The sequence below is a fragment of the Nostoc sp. NMS8 genome, assembly GCF_017115045.1.
Classification (GTDB): domain Bacteria; phylum Cyanobacteriota; class Cyanobacteriia; order Cyanobacteriales; family Nostocaceae; genus Nostoc.
The window spans coordinates 1-19444 of record NZ_JABXKK010000108.1 but is presented as its reverse complement, the minus strand read 5'-3'; the positions used below and the strand labels follow the sequence as shown (position 1 = coordinate 19444).

At 43.3% G+C, this 19444-nt stretch carries 14 protein-coding genes and 1 pseudogene; 12 read left to right on the top strand and 3 right to left on the bottom strand.

Annotation, left to right across the window (positions count from 1 at the left end; genetic code table 11):
* The first annotated feature begins 13 nt into the window (after positions 1-13).
* The 12 genes from HWQ39_RS28800 to HWQ39_RS28745 all read left to right on the top strand — a co-directional run bounded on the left by HWQ39_RS28800 (position 14) and on the right by HWQ39_RS28745 (position 16944).
* Positions 14-3013: a PAS domain S-box protein gene (locus HWQ39_RS28800; protein ID WP_292853076.1), complete on the top strand. Its 3000-nt coding sequence runs from the start codon at positions 14-16 to the stop codon at positions 3011-3013.
* Positions 2997-3203, top strand: coding sequence for a hypothetical protein (locus tag HWQ39_RS28795; RefSeq protein ID WP_366932308.1), 207 nt, complete (start codon positions 2997-2999; stop codon positions 3201-3203). Before HWQ39_RS28800 ends, HWQ39_RS28795 begins: the two co-directional genes overlap by 17 nt.
* Before the next feature lie 233 nt (positions 3204-3436).
* Positions 3437-5848 (top strand): sucrose synthase, encoded by a 2412-nt coding sequence (locus HWQ39_RS28790; RefSeq protein WP_292853074.1) that lies wholly within the window; start codon positions 3437-3439, stop codon positions 5846-5848.
* A gap of 19 nt (positions 5849-5867) precedes the next feature.
* Positions 5868-6098, top strand: a complete 231-nt coding sequence (locus tag HWQ39_RS28785) for a hypothetical protein (protein WP_292853072.1) — start codon at positions 5868-5870, stop codon at positions 6096-6098.
* A gap of 73 nt (positions 6099-6171) precedes the next feature.
* Positions 6172-9174, top strand: coding sequence for a beta-phosphoglucomutase (gene pgmB, locus HWQ39_RS28780; protein WP_292853070.1), 3003 nt, complete (start codon positions 6172-6174; stop codon positions 9172-9174).
* A gap of 305 nt (positions 9175-9479) precedes the next feature.
* The gene (locus tag HWQ39_RS28775; protein ID WP_292853068.1) at positions 9480-10829 is read left to right on the top strand and encodes an ATP-binding protein; all 1350 of its coding nucleotides are present in this window, start codon (positions 9480-9482) and stop codon (positions 10827-10829) included.
* A 556-nt stretch (positions 10830-11385) separates the two neighbouring features.
* A complete protein-coding gene (locus HWQ39_RS28770) occupies positions 11386-12729 on the top strand; it encodes an adenylosuccinate synthase (protein WP_292853066.1) in 1344 nt (447 codons plus the stop codon).
* Positions 12730-12820: 91 nt separating this feature from the next.
* Positions 12821-13426 (top strand): 50S ribosomal protein L25/general stress protein Ctc, encoded by a 606-nt coding sequence (locus HWQ39_RS28765; RefSeq protein ID WP_292853064.1) that lies wholly within the window; start codon positions 12821-12823, stop codon positions 13424-13426.
* 99 nt (positions 13427-13525) lie between these two features.
* Positions 13526-15055: an AAA family ATPase gene (locus HWQ39_RS28760; RefSeq protein ID WP_292853062.1), complete on the top strand. Its 1530-nt coding sequence runs from the start codon at positions 13526-13528 to the stop codon at positions 15053-15055.
* A 105-nt stretch (positions 15056-15160) separates the two neighbouring features.
* On the top strand, positions 15161-15667 hold the full coding sequence (locus tag HWQ39_RS28755) for a hypothetical protein (RefSeq protein WP_292853060.1): 507 nt from the start codon (positions 15161-15163) through the stop codon (positions 15665-15667).
* 128 nt (positions 15668-15795) lie between these two features.
* Positions 15796-16587 (top strand): YdcF family protein, encoded by a 792-nt coding sequence (locus HWQ39_RS28750; protein WP_292853058.1) that lies wholly within the window; start codon positions 15796-15798, stop codon positions 16585-16587.
* A gap of 135 nt (positions 16588-16722) precedes the next feature.
* Positions 16723-16944 carry a hypothetical protein gene (locus HWQ39_RS28745; protein ID WP_292853056.1) on the top strand — a complete coding sequence of 74 codons (222 nt, stop codon included), beginning with the start codon at positions 16723-16725 and terminating at the stop codon, positions 16942-16944.
* A gap of 5 nt (positions 16945-16949) precedes the next feature.
* On the opposite strand, the gene HWQ39_RS28740 is transcribed toward HWQ39_RS28745, so the two are convergent.
* From HWQ39_RS28740 to HWQ39_RS34485, 3 genes and pseudogenes are all read right to left on the bottom strand, one after another.
* A complete protein-coding gene (locus tag HWQ39_RS28740) occupies positions 16950-17171 on the bottom strand; it encodes a ferredoxin-thioredoxin reductase variable chain (RefSeq protein ID WP_292853190.1) in 222 nt (73 codons plus the stop codon).
* Between the two features lie 358 nt (positions 17172-17529).
* Positions 17530-18615 carry a tRNA-dihydrouridine synthase family protein gene (locus HWQ39_RS28735; RefSeq protein ID WP_292853054.1) on the bottom strand — a complete coding sequence of 362 codons (1086 nt, stop codon included), beginning with the start codon at positions 18613-18615 and terminating at the stop codon, positions 17530-17532.
* A 460-nt stretch (positions 18616-19075) separates the two neighbouring features.
* Positions 19076-19444 (bottom strand): annotated as a pseudogene (locus HWQ39_RS34485) (hypothetical protein); the annotation flags it as partial.

The following is a 19444-nucleotide window of genomic DNA, read 5'->3' as shown; positions in this document are numbered from 1 at the left end:
TGACAGATTAGCCATGCAATTCAACGATAAACTGCTTAACTTACTTAGTTTAAATCATGTTATTAATCGTTCTCCATTAACGATCAGTCCTGATGGTTTTGTCGTCGAAGCTATTGTCTTAATGAGTCAGGAAAGATGTAGTAATTATGCACTTAGTAACTTAAATGTTTCATTAGATTTAAACCCCGCAAATCAACCGTTAACTAGTTGTATCTTGGTTATAGAGGGAGCAGATTTATTAGGTATTTTGACAGAAAAAGATGTCCTGATGTTGATAGCTTCTGGAATAAATTTATCGACGGTGACAATGGCTGAGGTAATGGTACAGCCAGTATTTACCCTTAGAAAATCAGATTCTCAGGATATTTTTATAGCCTTATCGTTATTGAATCAGTATCGTATTTGCCATCTGCCCGTTTTAGACGATCGCGGGCAATTATTAGGAGTCATCACTGAAACTAGCTTGCTACAAGCCTTTGACCTGATAAAAAGGCTGGGGTTATTTGAAGACTTACAGCAATTTTTACAAAAACCCACAGATGAATTCAGGCCGGTTAATGAGCTAATTGAGATAGAGCAAGTCCTGAAAGAAGAAGTACCCCAAGCTTACGAAAAGTTAGAACAACGAGTCGCAGAACGAACAGCAGAACTTATGATATCTAACGTTCTATTGCAACAAGAAATTATTGAACGTCAAGGTGCAGAAGTTGCATTACGGCAAAGCGAAAACCTCTATCGCCAACTCGTTGAAAGCCAAACTGACATAATTATCCGCATTGATTTGCAAGGACAGATTACCTTTGCCAATATGGCTGCTTGTCAAACCTTCGGCTGGAAACAAAATGAGTTTCTTGGTCAGTCATTTCTCCAGTTTTTTCACTCAGATGACTTGCCTCTAGTAGTGGAAAGTATGACAGTTTTAGAATCTTCATCCCATCTCTTGACTAATTGTGAGCGACGTTCATTGACAGTTAACGGTATACGCTGGTTTCAATGGAATGCGATCGCAATTCATGATGACAAAGGAGAGGTTATTGAAATACAAGGGGTAGCCAGAGATATTACCGAACAGAAAGCTGCACTACACGAACGCCAACTTGCCGAAACTGCATTGTCTGAAAGCGAGGAGAAATTTCGCACTTTTGCCGAAAACACCGACGCCACGATCTGGATTGGTAGCGCAGATTTATTCCATCCTTTGTATATTAGTCCTGCTTATGAGAAGATTTGGGGTCGATCTTCTCAGGGTTTATTTGAACAGCCAACATCTTGGCTAGACACCGTTCATCCAGACGATCGCGATCGCGCTGCCCAATCAATCGAGCAACTGCTTAGTGGTAGTCAATCTATTTCAGCAGAATATCGGATTTTGCGACCTGATGGATCGGTGCGCTGGATTTGGAATCGGGGCTTTGCTGTCTATGATGACCAAGGAAAAGTTAACTACTATGGTGGCATTACCGAAGATATCACCGAGCGCAAGCTGGCAGAACAAAAAATCTCCGAACAAGCTGCTCTGCTTGATATTGCCACCGACGCCATATTAGTTCGAGATTTCCAGTCTCAAATCTTATTCTGGAATCAAGGTGCAGAGCGGATGTATGGTTGGCTTTCTACAGAAGTTATGGGAAAAGAAACCCACGAGATTTTATATTCAGCAGGAACTCAGCACCAACTAGAAAAACCATTAAAAAGCGTAATTGAGAATGGCTCATGGCAAGGTGAGTTACATAAAGTGACAAAATCCGGTGAGAAAATTGTTGTGGAAAGCCGCTGGACATTGATGCGCGATTCTGAGGGAAAACCCAAATCCATTTTGACTGTTGACACTGACATCACCGAAAAGAAACAACTCGAAGAGCAGTTTTTTCGCACTCAGCGATTGGAAAGCCTTGGTACTCTTGCAAGTGGCATTGCCCACGACTTGAACAATATATTGACACCAATTTTGGCAGCGGCTCAATTGTTACAGGGAAAATTTTTTCAAGAGGAAGAGCATTCTGGGCAATTAATGGCACTTGTAGAAGCTAACGCCAGACGGGGAGCAGCTTTAGTGAAGCAAGTCTTGTCCTTTGCGCGGGGATTTAAAGGAGAGCCGACAATTATCCAAGTCAAGTACCTGATTTCAGAAATTATCCAAATTGCTAAACATACATTTCCCAAATCTATTGAATTTTGCACGGTTATCCCAGATGATATTTGGGCGATCTCTGGAGACACCACACAGCTACATCAAGTGTTGATGAATTTAGTAGTAAATGCTCGTGATGCTTTGCCTCATGGCGGCAATATCAAAATTTCTGCGGAAAATAAGTTTATTGATGAAGCTTATACCAGAATGAATCTCGATGCCAAAGTTGGACATTATATTGTAATTACCGTTGCCGATAATGGAATTGGGATACCGCCAGAAGTATTAGATAGAGTTTTTGAGCCATTTTTCACCACCAAAGAGGTCAACGTAGGTACTGGACTTGGGCTTTCAACAGTGCTAGGCATTATTAGAAGCCACGACGGTTTTATCAAAGTGTCTAGTAATGTTGGTAGAGGCAGCAAATTTGACCTGTTTTTACCAGCAGTAGAAGCAACCCAAGCATTCAGGATAGAAGACGTAGATTTGCTTCCAGGAAAGGGAGAATTGATTTTAGTTGTAGATGATGAAGCCCAAATTCGGGAGATTGCCACAATCATCCTAGAAAACCATAACTATAAAATACTCACTGCTAGTAATGGCATCGAGGCGATCGCACTTTATGCTCAACACAAGCATCAAATCAATGCTGTATTGATGGATATAATGATGCCGGAAATGGATGGAATTACCGCCATTCGCACCTTGCAAAAAATAAACCAGCAGGTTCAAATTATTGCCTGTAGTGGGCTGAACTCAATAGAGGTCTTTACTCAAGCTGCTGATGTTAATGTGCAAGCAGTTTTATTAAAACCCTATACTGCTAGAGAATTATTGAACAGTTTACATCACCTGTTCAGGAGTAATGAGTATCCCAACTAGACCTGAAGACATTAATTATCAAAGTACGCTTCAGATATATCAGACCATCACTGAATTACCCAAACCAATACTGATACATTGTGATAATTCAATTCGTTCAGCCGCGATCACATTGTTGTATATTGCCCTCAAGCAAGGTATGGCATTTGAAAAAGCCCTGCAAAAAGTTATTAATTTCGGCTTGATATAGCTATCTACTGATGATTTTAGATCGTAAACTAGTGGACATTCTTACCTAAATTAATTAGACATATCCAGAAGTCCCCAGTCCCTAACCCTATCGACTCGCTGCGTTTCACCCCAAAGCTAGACGCAAACATTTTTATAGCTATTTAAAATAGCGAGGGAAATGTACCTCAGGGAACCGAAAACTAGAGAGAAAAATGAGGTCGTAACCTAACTAAATTTCTGGAATTCGTCATCATGTATGAACTAGTTAAAGCTGTCATCAACGGTGAGGAAAAAACTGATGCGAATCAGTTTATTTATGCGTTGAGCGCTTCAGGTAAACGTTACTTTCTGAGAAACGAGATTTTGCAAGTTTTTGCTGATTACTGCAATCAATCTCAAAAGCCAGCCTATTTTTATTACTCTTCTTCTTTTGGCAAACTGATACAATATACCCACGAAATAATTATTGAAGAGGAAAGTACTTGGTTTGTAATTCGACCGAAGATTGCTAGCCAAGAAGTTTGGAAACTGACAGCCGACTTTAGCAAGTTCGAGCAGATGACGCCTCAAGCGCTGTTAGATGTGAGAGATCGCCTAGTCAACCGCTACCAACCCGACATCCTCGAAATCGACCTCCACCCCTTTTATGAAAATTCCTCAAGAATCGATGACGCCAGAAATATCGGTCAAGGTTTAGCCTTCCTCAACCGTTATCTGTGCAATCAATTGCTGACTGACCCTAAATATTGGGTAGAAATGTTATTTAAAGCATTACACGGACTGCAATGCAATGGTATTCGCCTGTTGTTGAGCGATCGCATTGACTCCGGTATTCAGTTAGCCAAACAAATTAAACCAGCGCTCAAATTGCTGAGTGAGCGATCGCCTCATGAACCTTATGAAAAATTTAGCTCTGATCTCCAAGAATTAGGCTTTGAGCCAGGTTGGGGTAACACTGCGGCGCGAGTCTCTGAAACCTTAGAACTCCTCGACCGACTCATTTACTCCCCAGAACCCGGCATTTTAGAAGCCTTTGTGGCCCGTGTCCCCGCAGTCTTTCGCGTCGTTCTCGTTTCTGTCCACGGCTGGGTGGGACAGGAAGATGTTTTAGGAAGAGATGAAACACTCGGTCAAGTTATCTATGTCCTCGAACAAGCACGCAGCTTAGAAAACGAACTAAGTGAACAAATCAAACTCGCTGGACTCGACCGACTAGGCATTAAACCCCATATTATTATTCTCACCCGGCTAATTCCTAACTGTGAAGGGACATTTTGTAACCTGCACTTAGAAAAAGTTCAAGATACTGAGAATGCTTGGATATTGCGTGTTCCTTTTGGTGAATTCAATCCCGAAATTACCAACAATTGGATTTCTAAATTTGAGATTTGGCCTTATTTAGAACAATTTGCGATTGATGCAGAAAAAGAATTACTAGCTCAATTTAAAGTCAAACCTAATCTGATTATTGGTAACTACAGCGACGGTAACTTAGTAGCCTTTCTCCTCTCTCGCCGGATGAAAGTTACCCAGTGCAACATTGCTCATTCCTTGGCAAAACCTAAATATCTATTTAGCAATTTATACTGGCAAGATTTAGAAGAGCAATATCATTTCTCGGTACAATTCACCGCCGATTTGATTAGCATGAATGCAGCTGACTTTATCATCACATCGTCCTATCAAGAAATTGTCGGTACACCTGACACCATCGGTCAATACGAATCGTATAAATGGTTTACGATGCCGCAGTTGTATCATGTAGTTGATGGCATTGATTTGTTTAGTCCTAAATTCAACTTAGTGCCGCCGGGAGTAAATGAAAATATTTTCTTTCCCTATAGCCAAAAAGAAAACCGAGATTCTCACCTGCGTAAACAAGTCCACAACTTACTCTTTAGCCGCGAAGACTCCCAAATATTAGGTCATTTAGATCGCCCCAACAAGCGACCAATCTTTGCCGTTGATACTATTAATTCAATCAATAATCTCACTGGTTTAGCTGAATGCTTTGGTAAGAATCAGGCATTACAAGAGCATTGTAATCTGATTATCTTAACTAGTAAACTGCATCAAGATGAAGCTATAAACTCACAAGAAGCAGAAGAAATTCAAAAACTCCACGAGATTATTAATGAATATCATCTCAATGGCAAGATTCGCTGGGTGGGGATGCGTATTCCTAGCACTGAACTCGGTGAAGCCTACCGAGTAGTTGCAGATTCTCAAGGAATCTATGTCCATTTTGCTCGCTTTGAATCCTTCGGACGGAGTATTTTAGAAGCGATGATTTCCGGCTTGCCAACTTTCACTACTCAGTTTGGTGGTTCTTCAGAAATTATCGAAAACCAAGAAAATGGATTTCATGTTAATCCCACAGACTTGCAAGGAACAGCAAATAAAATTTTAGACTTCCTTGAACAATGTGATACTCGTGCTGAACACTGGCAAGAAGTTTCAGAATGGATGAGTCAGCGAATTCATCATAAATATAATTGGCATTTACATAGCAATCAATTACTACTGCTGAATAAAATGTTTAGTTTTTGGAACTTTGTTGCTCCAGAAAATAACGAAGCCAGAGATCGGTACATGGAAACCTTATTTCATCTCATTTATAAGCCCAGAGTTGAGAAGATTTTGGAAAAGCATAAGGGGGGATGAGGGGAATGGGGATTGGGCATTGGGGTTAGAACTCCATTCATCTACCTCAGAACCCCGTTCATCCACCTCAGAACTCCGTTCATCCACCTCAGAACTCCATTCATCTACCTCGGAACTCCGTTCATCTACCTCGGAACTCCGTTCATCTACCTCGGAACTCCGTTCATCTATCTCGGAACTCCGTTCATCTACCTCGGAACTCCGTTCATCTACCTCAGAACTCCGTTCATCTATCTCAAAGACTCATTAACGGAGTTAAAAGACTTATTCATTTACCTCAAAATCCTCAATCCCTAATTCCCATGCCCAATGCCCAATGCCCCATGCCCCAATTTACCTATACAGATTGGATATTAATCGAAACCCAGTTTGATCCTGAGCAATTACAGTCCAAAGAAACTGTCTTTACAATCGGTAATGGATACCTGGGAACAAGAGGTAGTTTTGAAGAGGGTTATCCTCATGCATCGCCAGCTACTTTTATAAACGGTGTCTACGATGATGTGCCAGTGGTATACACTGAACTGGTAAATTGCCCTGACTGGCTACCCTTGATAGTGATTGTAAATGGCGATCGCTTCCGTCTCGATCAAGGTGAAATATTGCACTACGAGCGACAGCTTGATTTACGCCAAGGATTGCTGACTCGTGCCTTACGTTGGCGCTCTCCCAGTGGGAATACTATAGATATCAGCTTTGAACGCTTTGCTAGTCTGGCAGATCCGCACGTGTTGGCGTTACGCTGCCATTTAACGCCAGTAGATTTTGAGGGGTTAATTGAAGTTCAAGCTAGTATCAATGGCTATCCCGAAAATCAAGGTTTTAATCACTGGGAAGGATTAGATCAAGGCAAAATCGACCAAGGAATTTGGTTGCAACGCCGCACCCGCAATTCCCGAATTGAACTCGGTATGGCAGCTAAGGTGACAATATCAGGTAGTGAAGCATCTTTGCAAGTTAATACCGCACCTGGTTATCCCACCTTAAGCACGTCCTTCTCTGCGAAAGCGCAACAGACCGTAACAGTGCAAAAAATTGTGGCAGTTTTTACCTCACGGGAGATAGAAACACCAGTCACAGCCGCTCAAGAAAAACTCGCGCACCTGCCAGATTACACAACATTACTAAAAGCCAATGAGCAAGCATGGAATGAGGTTTGGCAGCAAAGTGACATCCTGATTGAGGGGGATAGCACAGCTACTTTTGCAGTTCGCTACAATCTGTTTCAATTGCTGATTGCTGCTCCCTGGAATGACGATAGAGTGAGCATTCCCGCTAAAACCCTTTCTGGGTTTGGCTATCGCGGTCATATCTTTTGGGATACAGAAATTTTTATGCAGCCCTTATTTCTGTTTACCCAACCAGCGATCGCCCGGAACTTACTCAGTTACCGTTGGCACACCTTAGCAGGAGCTAGACGCAAGGCAATTCATTACGGTTATAAAGGGGCAATGTTTGCCTGGGAAAGTGCTGAGACTGGTGATGAAGTTACACCCCGTTGGGCTATCGGCAGTGATTTTTACGGTGAAGATGTGCGAATTTGGTGCCGCGATCGCGAAATTCATATTAATGCAGATATCCCCTACGCGATTTGGAATTACTGGCAAGCTACTGCTGATGATGAGTGGATGCAAAAGTATGGCGCAGAGGTAATCTTGGATGCGGCAATCTTTTGGAGTAGCCGGGTGGAATTCAATCCTGAGCGTGAAAAGTATGAAATTCGGGGAGTAATCGGAGCGGATGAATATCATGAATTAGTCCACAATAACGCCTTTACAAACCGTATGGCGCAATGGCATCTAGAGAAAGCGATCGCAGTTTATGACTGGTTAGTTCACAAATTTCCCGAACGAGCGACTGAACTAGAGGCGAAACTGCAACTCACCTCCCAAGAGCGAACGCACTGGCAAGACATCATCGCTAAAATATTGCTTCTCTATGACCCATCAACAGAATTAATCGAGCAGTTCGAGGGATTTTTTCAATTGGAAGATATCAACTTAGCAGATTATGAACCACGCGATCGCTCCATGCAGGCTATTTTAGGTGTCGATCAAATCAATAAATATCAAGTAATCAAGCAGCCAGATATATTAATGCTCCTATATTTAATGCGGGAATCAGCAGATTTTCCCTATAACGAAAAAGCATTGCAGATAAACTGGGACTACTACGCACCCCGCACTGATATTACCTATGGTTCCTCTCTTGGCCCATCAGTTCAGGCGATTTTAGCTTCTGACTTGGGCAAATCAACCGAAGCTTACGAACAGTTTATGCGAGCCTTAATGGTTGATCTTGAAGATAACCGAGGCAACACCAGGGATGGAATTCACGGTGCTAGTGCTGGTGGTATTTGGCAAGCTGTAATTTTTGGATTCGGCGGCATCCAACTCACCGAAAATGGCCCCGTAGCCAATCCTCACCTCCCCCCAGGCTGGACGCGCCTGAAGTTTAAACTGCACTGGCAAGGGAAATGGCACGAGTTTGATTTGAAGGGATTGGGGACTGGGGGAGTAGGGGAGGCAGGAGGCAGGGAGCAGGGGGCAGGGAGCAGGGGGCAGGAAGAAGAAGAAATTGGGAAAAAAGGAGAAAGAGGAGATTTTTCTTCATCCCCCTTGCACCCCGCACCCTGCTCCCTTGCCTCTTCATCCCCCCCAATCCCCAATATCCAAGGATTCATCTTCGATTTAGATGGTGTGCTAACAGATACAGCAGAAGTTCACTACTTAGCTTGGAAAAAGCTAGCAGATGAAGAGGGTATACCGTTTAATCGGGAAGCGAACGAAGCTTTGCGGGGTGTATCCCGTCGTGCTTCCCTGATGCTGATTATTGGCGATAGACCTTATTCAGAAGCACAAATCCAGGAGATGATGGAGCGTAAAAATCGCTACTATGTAGAGTTAATCCAAAACATGACACCCAAGGATTTGTTACCAGGTGCGATCGCCCTTTTGGATGAACTGCGGCAAGCTGGGATTAAAATTGGTATTGGTTCAGCCAGCAAAAATGCCCGGACAGTGCTAGAGCGATTAGGCATTGTAGACAAAGTAGATGCGATCGCTGACGGTTACAGTGTACAGGAACCAAAGCCAGCACCAGACTTATTTTTGTACGCAGCCAAGCAACTAGGAATTAAACCAGAGCAATCTGTCGTTGTAGAAGATGCCGCAGCCGGTATTGATGCAGCCCTAGCTGCTGGTATGTGGGCTGTAGGACTCGGCCCCGTTGAACGAGTTGGAGCCGCTCATGTTGTTTTACCCAGCCTCGCAGGCGTTAAATGGGCAGACCTTCGAGATCAATTCAGTAAAGAGTACTCCAAGTAAAAAATGCACAATTGTCATTGCGAGTGAAGCGAAGCAATCCCAGTCTTTGCGATTGCTTCTCTACGAGACGCTACGCGAACGCAATGACGTGTTTTAGATCATTTATTTCTTGGAAGTCTCAAAATCTCGGCGAATATCTTCAAGGTATTCAATAGCTTTCAGTAGATTATCGGCGATCTGATGCGATCGCAATTATCTTCGATATCGGTGGTAGAGAAGTCGCTGACGATCGTGTCAATTGCCATAAGATCGTCTAAGTAGGGAATCTCAGAAAAAACCCAACTTTAGAAATTAGGAGCAAGAGCGTGAATTTGGACGATTTAGCCTTGCAGATACAGAATATGCGTAATCGCGTCGCCCTTTTGCAACGTCAGAGTGAACAGCAAAAAGCACAGGCAGATATTGAACTCCTCGCCGCAGTATTCAAAGAAGTCTACCTAGCTTTGGAAGAACTACAATTAGTGAATGAAGATTTAAAGCAGCAGAATCAACAATTACATAACACTCAACAGGCCTTGGTAGCAGAAAGTCAACGCTACCAAGAACTATTTGAAGAAGTACCAGACGCATATTTTGTGACTGATACAAAAGGGGTAATTCAAGAAGCTAACTCAGCCGCCACCAATCTGCTGAATATTTCCAAAAGTTTGTTGTTGGGCAAACCCATAGGGGCGTTTGTGCTTGAGAAAGAACTGATAGCTTTTCATTTAAAACTAACTTATCTGCGCGATCGCGCCCAATTCCCAGACTGGAAAATGCAAGAATGGGAAGTAAATCTGCGGCCACGTAACAACACTCCCATTATTGCTGCGGTTAAAGTGGTTGCAATCCGTAATCAAGATAGTAACTTAGTTGGTCTGCGCTGGATATTGCGGGATATTAGCGAAAATAAGCGAACCCAAGCCAAGCTGCAATGGGCAGAACAGGCGATGCGACAAGCGCTTGCCAAAGAAAGGGAGTTTAGTGAACTTAAATCTCGCTTGCTCACCGTCACCTCCCATGAGTTTCGCACCCCTTTGGCTACCATCCACTCTTCTGCGGAACTATTAGAACATTATCGCCACCTCTGGAGTGAACAGCGACAACAAACCCACCTACGTCGTATTCAAACATCAGTTATGCATATAACCCAGTTGTTGAATGATGTATTGGTACTGAGTCAGGATGAAACAGGTAAGTTAGAGTTTAATCCAACACCTATAAATCTGGTGGAATTTTGCCGCGATCTCTTAGAAGAATTACAACAGAGCGATCGCTCACAACATGCGATCGCTTTTAGCAGCGAATGCCAATGCACCCTGGCTAACTTAGACGCTAAACTACTGCGGCAAATCTTAAGTAATTTATTGTCAAATTGTCTAAAATACTCTCCCCTTGGTAGCACAGTTAAGTTTTCTGTCACCACTACCAACGAGCAAGCCATATTCCAGACTCAAGATTCTGGTATTGGCATTCCCCCTTCTGACATCGAACACATCTTTGAACCCTTCCATCGCGCTAGTAATGCAGGCAATATCCCAGGAATGGGATTAGGAATGTCCATCGTCAAGCAAGCTGTAGATTCGCATAGCGGCGAAATAACAGTCGAAAGTGCGATCGATGTGGGAACTACTTTTAGAGTCATTCTGCCATTTTCAATAAATTTATATCTATAGCAGCTTGCACTTATAATTTAACGTGAGTTCGATAAACCTCTCCCTGCCTTGAACTAAAGTTCAAGTCTGTCCCTCTCCGAGTCGGCTACGGTGTACACACAAGTTTTCTATAGCTGTGTTACAGGCTTTTGATCCCCCCAACCCCCCTTTTTAAGGGGGGCAAAAAGCTCTCAAAGTCCCCCTTCTTAAGGGAGATTTAGGGGGATCTAGAACGATTTTGGTTTTCTAGAAAGATGTGTGTACACCGTAGCTCCGACTCGGAGAGGGACGGTTTTGCATAGTAAAACCAGGGAGAGGTCTTTTTTACGGCTAATTAGATGGACACTATCTGATTCGTCGAACTCACGTTAATTTACAGCTATTTTCAGTTAAATAGACATGCTGTGCCCTGACGACAGATGTAGTTCAAATACATGAAAAATACTGTCAGCGCACTTCCAATTCAAAAGTGAAATTCAAAAAATCCGATAAATTAGAGAAATTTTATGATTGACATGATTCACACAATGTGTCAATAATAATAGTTTGTGGAAACTTTACTTCTTAATATAAGCTCTTGGCTAACGTCATTGTCATAGGTGCCCAATGGGGCGATGAAGGAAAAGGTAAAATAACTGACTTACTCAGTCGTTCCGCAGATGTTGTGGTGCGTTACCAAGGGGGTGTCAACGCTGGACACACGATTGTAGTCAAAGGTCAGACCTTTAAACTGCACTTGATTCCCTCTGGTATTTTGTATCCAAATACCGATTGCATTATCGGCTGTGGAACAGTGATCGATCCACAGATTTTGATCGCAGAAATCGACCAACTAAAAGATTTAAATATTTCCACTGACCACCTGCTGATATCTGAGACAGCCCACGTAACCATGCCTTATCATCGGTTGATTGACCAGGCATCGGAAGAACGAAGGGGAAGCCATAAGATCGGCACAACAGGTCGGGGCATTGGGCCGACTTATGCTGACAAATCTGAGCGTACAGGCATTCGGGTTTTAGACTTGATGAACCCGGACGAGCTACGCGAGCAGTTAGAGTGGACGATTAATTATAAAAACGTCATTTTAGAAAAGCTTTACAACTTGCCGCCTCTAGATCCACAAGAGGTGATTGAGCAGTATTTGGGTTATGCAGAACGCTTGCGCCCTTATGTTATTGATACATCGTTGAAAATATACGATGCGATTCAGCGACGGCGCAATATTTTGTTTGAAGGCGCACAAGGTACGCTCCTCGATCTAGATCATGGAACTTATCCTTATGTAACCTCCTCTAACCCGGTAGCAGGTGGGGCTTGTGTTGGTACAGGGGTAGGGCCGACAATGATCGATCGGGTAATTGGGGTGTCAAAAGCCTATACAACCCGTGTCGGAGAGGGGCCATTTCCCACTGAGTTACATGGAGAGTTGGGAGAGTTACTGTGCGATCGCGGTGCCGAATTTGGCACAACCACCGGGCGCAAACGGCGCTGTGGCTGGTTTGATGCTGTCATTGGTCGCTATGCCGTGCGGATTAACGGCATGGATTGTATGGCGCTGACCAAACTAGATGTTCTCGATGAATTAGAGGAAATCCAAGTTTGTGTCGCTTATGACATAGATGGACAACGCAGCGAACACTTCCCCACCAGTTCCCGTCAATTTGCGAGATGTCGCCCCATCTACAAAACCTTACCAGGATGGCAAGTGTCAACAACTGACTGCCGCACCCTAGAAGACTTGCCAAAACGGGCATTGGACTATCTCAAATTCTTAGCCGAATTGATGGAAGTTCCGATCGCGATCGTCTCACTAGGAGCCAGCCGCGATCAAACCATAATCGTAGAAGACCCCATCCACGGGCCCAAACGCGCTTTATTGCACCCCGACGGGACACCTGCTACCCTACTTAGTGCGTAAATTTAGTCATTAGTCATTTGTCATTGGTCATTAGCAAATGACTAATGACAAAGGACAAAGGACAACTGACAACTGACAAAGGACAACTTCTATGGCTATTACAGTCGAATCTCAAAAACGTCCAGAAGGCAGCAAGCCAAGAGCCTTGCGTCGTGCTGGATTGATACCTGGCAATTTGTATGGTCATAAGGGTACAGAATCTATTTCTTTGACCATTGAAGCTAAAACTGTTGAACGTTTGCTCAAAAGAGCTTCCGTTAACAACACATTGATTGAGTTGAATATTGCTGATGCACCTTGGCGCGGCAAAACCTTGCTGCGGGAACTTCAGATCCATCCAGCCAAAGGTACGCCTTATCACCTCAGCTTTTTCGCGGTTGCCGGCCACGGCGACACCACCGTAGAAGTACGTCTGCGTTTTGTGGGAACTGCTATTGGTGTTAAACAAGAGGGTGGTGTATTAGACACCGTAGTCACTGAATTGCAAGTGACTTGTGCGCCAGAAAACATCCCAGATGTAATTGAAATCGATGTCTCTAACCTGCAAATTGGAGACAGCTTGAGTATTAGTGATATACCCTTTCCTGAAGGTGTTACACCTCTAGCTGAATCAGAGCGACTTGTTGTCAGCGTTTTGCCACCACAAATTAGCGCTGAAGATGCTGGCATAGAAACTGAAACTGAAGCAGCTTCTTAAGCTAGTTAAACTGTGTAATAATTTTTGATGATACCAGGGGGAAACTCCTGGTTTTTTTGTATTTGAACCGCAGAGGCGCAGAGAGCGCAGAGAACAGAGATGACAGAAGCGACTCTTCCAGCTTTAATTCAGCAAATGTTACAGCCGAGATTTTATCCCCATAAGGTAACAGAACCTATTCAACTAATTCAAACCCACGCTTCTTATCTGCTGTTAACTGGGGATTACGCTTATAAGCTGAAAAAACCTGTGAATTTTGGCTTTTTGGACTTTTCCACCTTAGATAAGCGGCAGCATTTTTGTCAGGAAGAGTTACGGTTAAATCAGCGAGGTGCTGGTGAACTGTATTTAGAAGTTTTGCCCATAACTTTGGTTGAGGAGCAATATCAGTTAGAGGGAACGAGCGAGGCTGTAGAATATGCGCTGAAGATGCGTCAGTTTCCTCAAGAGTCGCTATTAAGTACGCTTTTTGAAGAGGGTAAGTTAAACGAGACACGCCTAGATGAGTTGGGGCGGGTAGTGGCTAAGTACCATGCTGAAGCAGAGACGAATGATTATATTCGTACTTTTGGGGAAGTGCCAAATGTCCGGGCTGCCTTTGATGAGAATTATAAGCAAAGTGAGAAGTATATTGGCGGCCCCCAGACGCAGACGCAGTTTACAGAAACAAAGCAATATACAGATAAATTTTTTGCCGAACGTCCAGAATTATTTGCTAGCAGAATTCACAACGACTATATTCGTGAATGTCACGGGGATTTACACCTGAGAAATATTGCCTTGTGGCACGATAAAATCTTGTTGTTCGATTGCATTGAGTTTAATGAGCCGTTCCGCTTTGTCGATGTGATGTACGATGTGGCATTCACGGTGATGGATTTGGAAGCTCGCCAACGCAAAGATTTGGGTAATGCGTTTTTGAATTCGTATATAGAGCAAACTGGTGACTGGGAAGGCTTACAAGTGTTGCCTTTGTATTTAAGTCGTCAGGCTTACGTCCGAGCTAAGGTGACATCATTTTTGTTAGATGATCCAAGCGTACCTACGACAGTAAAGGAAGAAGCAACAAAAACTGCTGCTGATTATTACAAACAGTCTTGGGAATACACTAAACCAAACCAGGGACAACTAATTTTGATGTCGGGGTTGTCGGGTTCTGGTAAAAGTACCACAGCAAGGTCTTTAGCGCGTCAACAGGGAGCGATTCACCTGCGTTCGGATGCGGTACGGAAGCATTTAGGGGGAATTCCTTTGTGGGAAAAGGGTGGCGATGATTTGTATACGCCGGAGATGACCGAGAAAACTTACACACGGCTGTTAGAATTGGGAATTATCTTGGCTAAACAAGGTTTTTCGGTGATTTTGGACGCCAAGTATGATAGACAACATTTACGGCAAGAAGCGATCGCACAAGCTACAAAGCATCAACTTCCTATTCAGATTATTCAATGCACAGCACCCCTTGAAGTTCTAAAAGAGCGTTTGAATAATCGCACTGGTGATATTGCTGATGCCACTGCCGATTTATTAGCCTCACAAATCAAACAAGCTGAACCTTTTACTGAAGAGGAACAACCTTATGTAAAGATTTGGGATACAACTCAAACACAACAGGCACAATTAAAATAATCCGTAATTCGTAATACTCGCCAAAGGCGAGAAGCAAGCTACGTAATTCGTAATTTTCGATTCAATTACGAATTCATAATTAGTAATTAGTTAGTTTTTTATTCTATGGCAGACAAAAAGAACGACTTTTTCAGTATTTCTCCTAGCTTCTTTTCTCAACTGTTATTTGGGGCATTTTTAACATTTATATTAATTATGACCGGCTCCGCACCAGCCCTGAGTATCTTCTTAGGAATTATGGGCGGTTTCATTTTAAGCTGGATCACCAATGTAACTGATAATAGCCCCCAGGCTCCAGCAGTCGCTTCCTCTGATGGTGTCGATACAGGATTGAAATACTGGTTATTTTTCATGCTGGGTTTTGTTTATCTGGGTTATCCAGCACCTATGAGTATCTTACTAGGTGGAATAGGCGCTTTAGCTGGAGGCTGGATTACTGCTTGGTGGGGAAGTAAAGAAGAAACTAGAACTCAGTTGCAAGTTGAAGAACCAGAAAATGGCGAAGTTGAACCAACGAATGAGAGGATCAACAAACGTCAAACAAGAAGGGCTGGCCGCCGTTACCGTCGCGCCCCTGGAAGTCGTTTCAATTTCAAGTTTTGGGAAAGGTAGTAATTTGGGAATAGGGCATTGGGCATTGAAAGAGGTAGAGGGGAAAAACTCACTGCAACTTTTCCTGTGCTTCCCATTCCCTCCTCTCCTATGCCCCATGCCCCATTCCCCATGCCCCAATAAATAATATGTTTTTATATCTATCCAAATTACTGCCACTATTTTTTTATCCACTAGGATTAGCGTGTGTAAGCTTGGTGGTAGCATTAGTAACGTTGTGGAGACGACCGCGGACTGCGGCGATCGCAATTGCTTTTGCTCTAATTTTATTGCTATTTTGTAGCAATGCCTGGATTGCTAAATTGTTAGTGCGATCGCTAGAATGGCAAAATCTTCCACTCGCTCAAATACCTAATGCAGAAGCGATTGTGGTCTTGGGTGGTGCAACTAAATCAGCTTTTCCCCCAAGACCTACCGTCGATTTGAGTGAAGCAGGCGATCGCGTTATCTACGCTGCACAACTCTATCGTCAGAAAAAAGCGCCTATTATCATTCTCAGCGGCGGTCGCATTGATTGGCGTGGCAGTGGTTCGTCAGAGTCGGCAGATATGGCAACAATCCTCACATCTATTGGTATTCCATCTGAGGCAATTGTTCAAGAACCTGACTCTCTCAATACTTATCAAAATGCTGTCAATGTCCGAAAAATTTTGGAGTCTCGTGGCATTCGTCAGGTATTATTAGTAACTTCGGCAATGCATATACCGCGATCGCTTCAGATTTTCCGGCGTCAAGGAATCAATGTTATTCCTGCACCGACTGACTTTCTGGTGAGTGAGGGTGAGTTGCAAGAACTCGGCAGCACTCCCAAAGCCGCTATACTGAATTTATTACCTGATACCGACAACTTACACCAATTTACTATCGCTTTAAAAGAGTATATTGGTTCTTTTGTCTATCGCTTACGCGGTTGGCTTTAATTAAGTTAGAGTTTCTAGAAAGTTATGAGTTGTGAGTTATGAGTTATTAATTACAAAGTACGGTAATTACGTGAATTCAAAACTCTCTATTCCTTACAGACGCGATTAATCGCGTCTCTACCAAATCTTATTTTTATGTCTAAAAATTTACCTTATATTATGCCATCCCCTCAACCCCAAGTTGAGGAAGCTTTTGCCTCTTACCAAACAACTCACCAGTTTTACCACGAAGTTCGATCGCGGTCGGAGTTTCAACGTCATTGTGATTGGTATTATACAACAGCAGAACAAAACCGCCAAGAACTTAAAAGAATGCGCGGCGAACTGAATATTTTTCAGTGGTTTCGCCGCCGATAAGTGATTTAGATGACTTCTAACTCATTTTCACGTAAATGGGCTTTGAATTTTTTACTAAACTGGACTACAACAGGCAGATTAGCGCTTACGGGTCTGCCTTGCCATTGGGTGGCAATACCGATTACATCACCTTCTATGCCTTGGATGTCAAAAGCCTGATTCCGATGTTCAGGATGATGATACACTACTACCGAATCTTTAACGCGGACGCGATCGCCAACTTCCATAACAACATTTACACCTAGCATTTTCTTTTCCACAAGTATCTGCTACAAAATATATGATTAAATCGCTTAGAATTTGATTTAATCAGCTATTTCTTGACGCTTCATCGGGGTGCAATAGCGCATTTAACCCTCTGCGTCCAGGCACGTTTTAGCAATCCGTGCGTACTTTTTTAAGTTTTTTGCCACGTTAATAAGTATCGCCCCTAGCTTTCGTCTTTACCCTAAAACAGGGAAACGAAAGAAAATTAGGCGATATCTATTAGATGTGCTTAGTACTTTGACAAGATATCTAACCCTTTTATCTTGACTCTAGGATGTTCCCCAGGTCAACTCTCTCACGAATTTTCGTGCATGGCAGTTATACGCTCAAGGAGGGTGCTAGGGCTAAAGTTTTTGTCAAATCAGTAAGGAGAATGCGATCGCAGAGGTTAAACAGTTCTGCCTCGGTTTGAGTCTGTCGCATCAGCCGCAGGAAATGACCTTCAGCGTCAATACTCAGGGCAATGTAGTTGAGGAACATTTTGAGATAGCCGACGCGCGCGCGCTCTGGCATAGTTGCTGCTGTGGGGGTTTGCCATAGCCGCTCAATATAGTTGCGTACCTCCACTAAAGGAACAGGTGCGATCGCCTCTCCTCGCAAAGCCTGCCGAATCTGATTAAAAAGCCAAGGATTCCCGATTGCCCAGCGTCCTACCATCACACCCGCCGCGCCTGTTTGAGAAAGCACCTCAAGAGCAGTTTTTGCAGAGTGAATGTTGCCATTGGCCAGCACTGGGCAATGGACTCGTCTTACCGCTTCGCCAATCAAATCATATTTCACTGCTCCGTGGTACATATCTTTGACTGTGCGACCATGCAAACTCAGCAAATCGATGCTGTGGCGATTAATCATATCTAGAATTTCATAAAAGTTATCTGTATTTTCAAAGCCGACGCGCATCTTAACGGTTAAAGGGCGATCGTTCACTGCTTGGCGCAGTTCTCCTAAAATCCGATCCACTTTTTCTGGTAAGAGCAGCAATCCACCCCCAACATTTTTGCGATAGATTCTCGGTGCGGGACAGCCCAGGTTCAAGTCAACTCCAGCGATATTATAGCTACAGAGTTCCTTTGCTGTTCTTACTAAGTCTGGAATGCTTTCGCCAATCATTTGAGCAAAAACGGGGTGACCTGTGTCGTTTTCAGTGATTGATGCCAAAATATGACGATTGAGCCGTGAAGTATCATTGACACGGAAATATTCAGTGAAAAAGTAGTCAGGGCTGCCGTAGTGGGCAATAACCTTCATAAACCAGAGGTTTGTCACATCCTGCATGGGCGCAAGAGCGGTAAGGGGTAGAGATGGATGGAGCGATCGGGGAATATCATGTCCGGTTAAAGACTTATCATTAAGGCAGCAGGGGTGCAGAGGAGCAGAGGAGAAGGGCTTGTGGGCTTGCTGCATAGATTTGAGAATTAAAACTAATTAGCCGGACTTGATAAAACAGGAGTCAGAATTCAGAATACTCTACCCATAAAGGGATAGAGTTTTAAGGCGAGAATATTTTAATTTTTTTCGCCCACCATTCCACTCGCTTTTAACCAATATTCAGACGCGACTCGAAAATACTCGCTATCGCGGACTCGTTTGCCGCCGGCGCTATCACCCACTCGTACAGAATTCATACTGTTAGCGGATAGCTAAGGTTTAGCCCATTCTGACTCCTGAGTTCTGAATTCTTCTTATAAAAAAGTGTGTACAAGAAGTATATCCAGGGTAACAACTGGCTTTCACCAGCCTAACTATCGCTAACCAAAATTTACTTGCTTGCTTAAGAAATCTCGAAAGCTGGAATGATAAAAACTGTAGTGGATTTCTCCATCGATTTCCTGGAGTGTTAAAAACTCACGCCAATTTTCCAGAACTATTTTGATACGGATTGGGCCGCGATCGCACTTTTCCCCATCCCCGCATCCCCAATCACGGTAAAATAACCTTTAGGATACTTTTTGAGGAAATCATCAAACTCCTTAAATACAAATACTCGTCCGCAAAATGCCTTAGTTTTTTCTTCAATTAGCGCTTTAAAGTCATCTGGATAAAGAGACTGTTCTGTAGGTTCTGTAAATTGATTTAGGTGTTCTTGAAGTTGTTTTTTATTAAACTCATCTGGATAGAGCGACTGTTTTAGGGGTTCTGTAGATTGATTCAGGCGTTCTAAAAGTTGTATGTTAGTTATACAGCAGATTGCAGGTTTATGAGGTACAGTAGCAGCAGTTTGCAAACCAGTTTC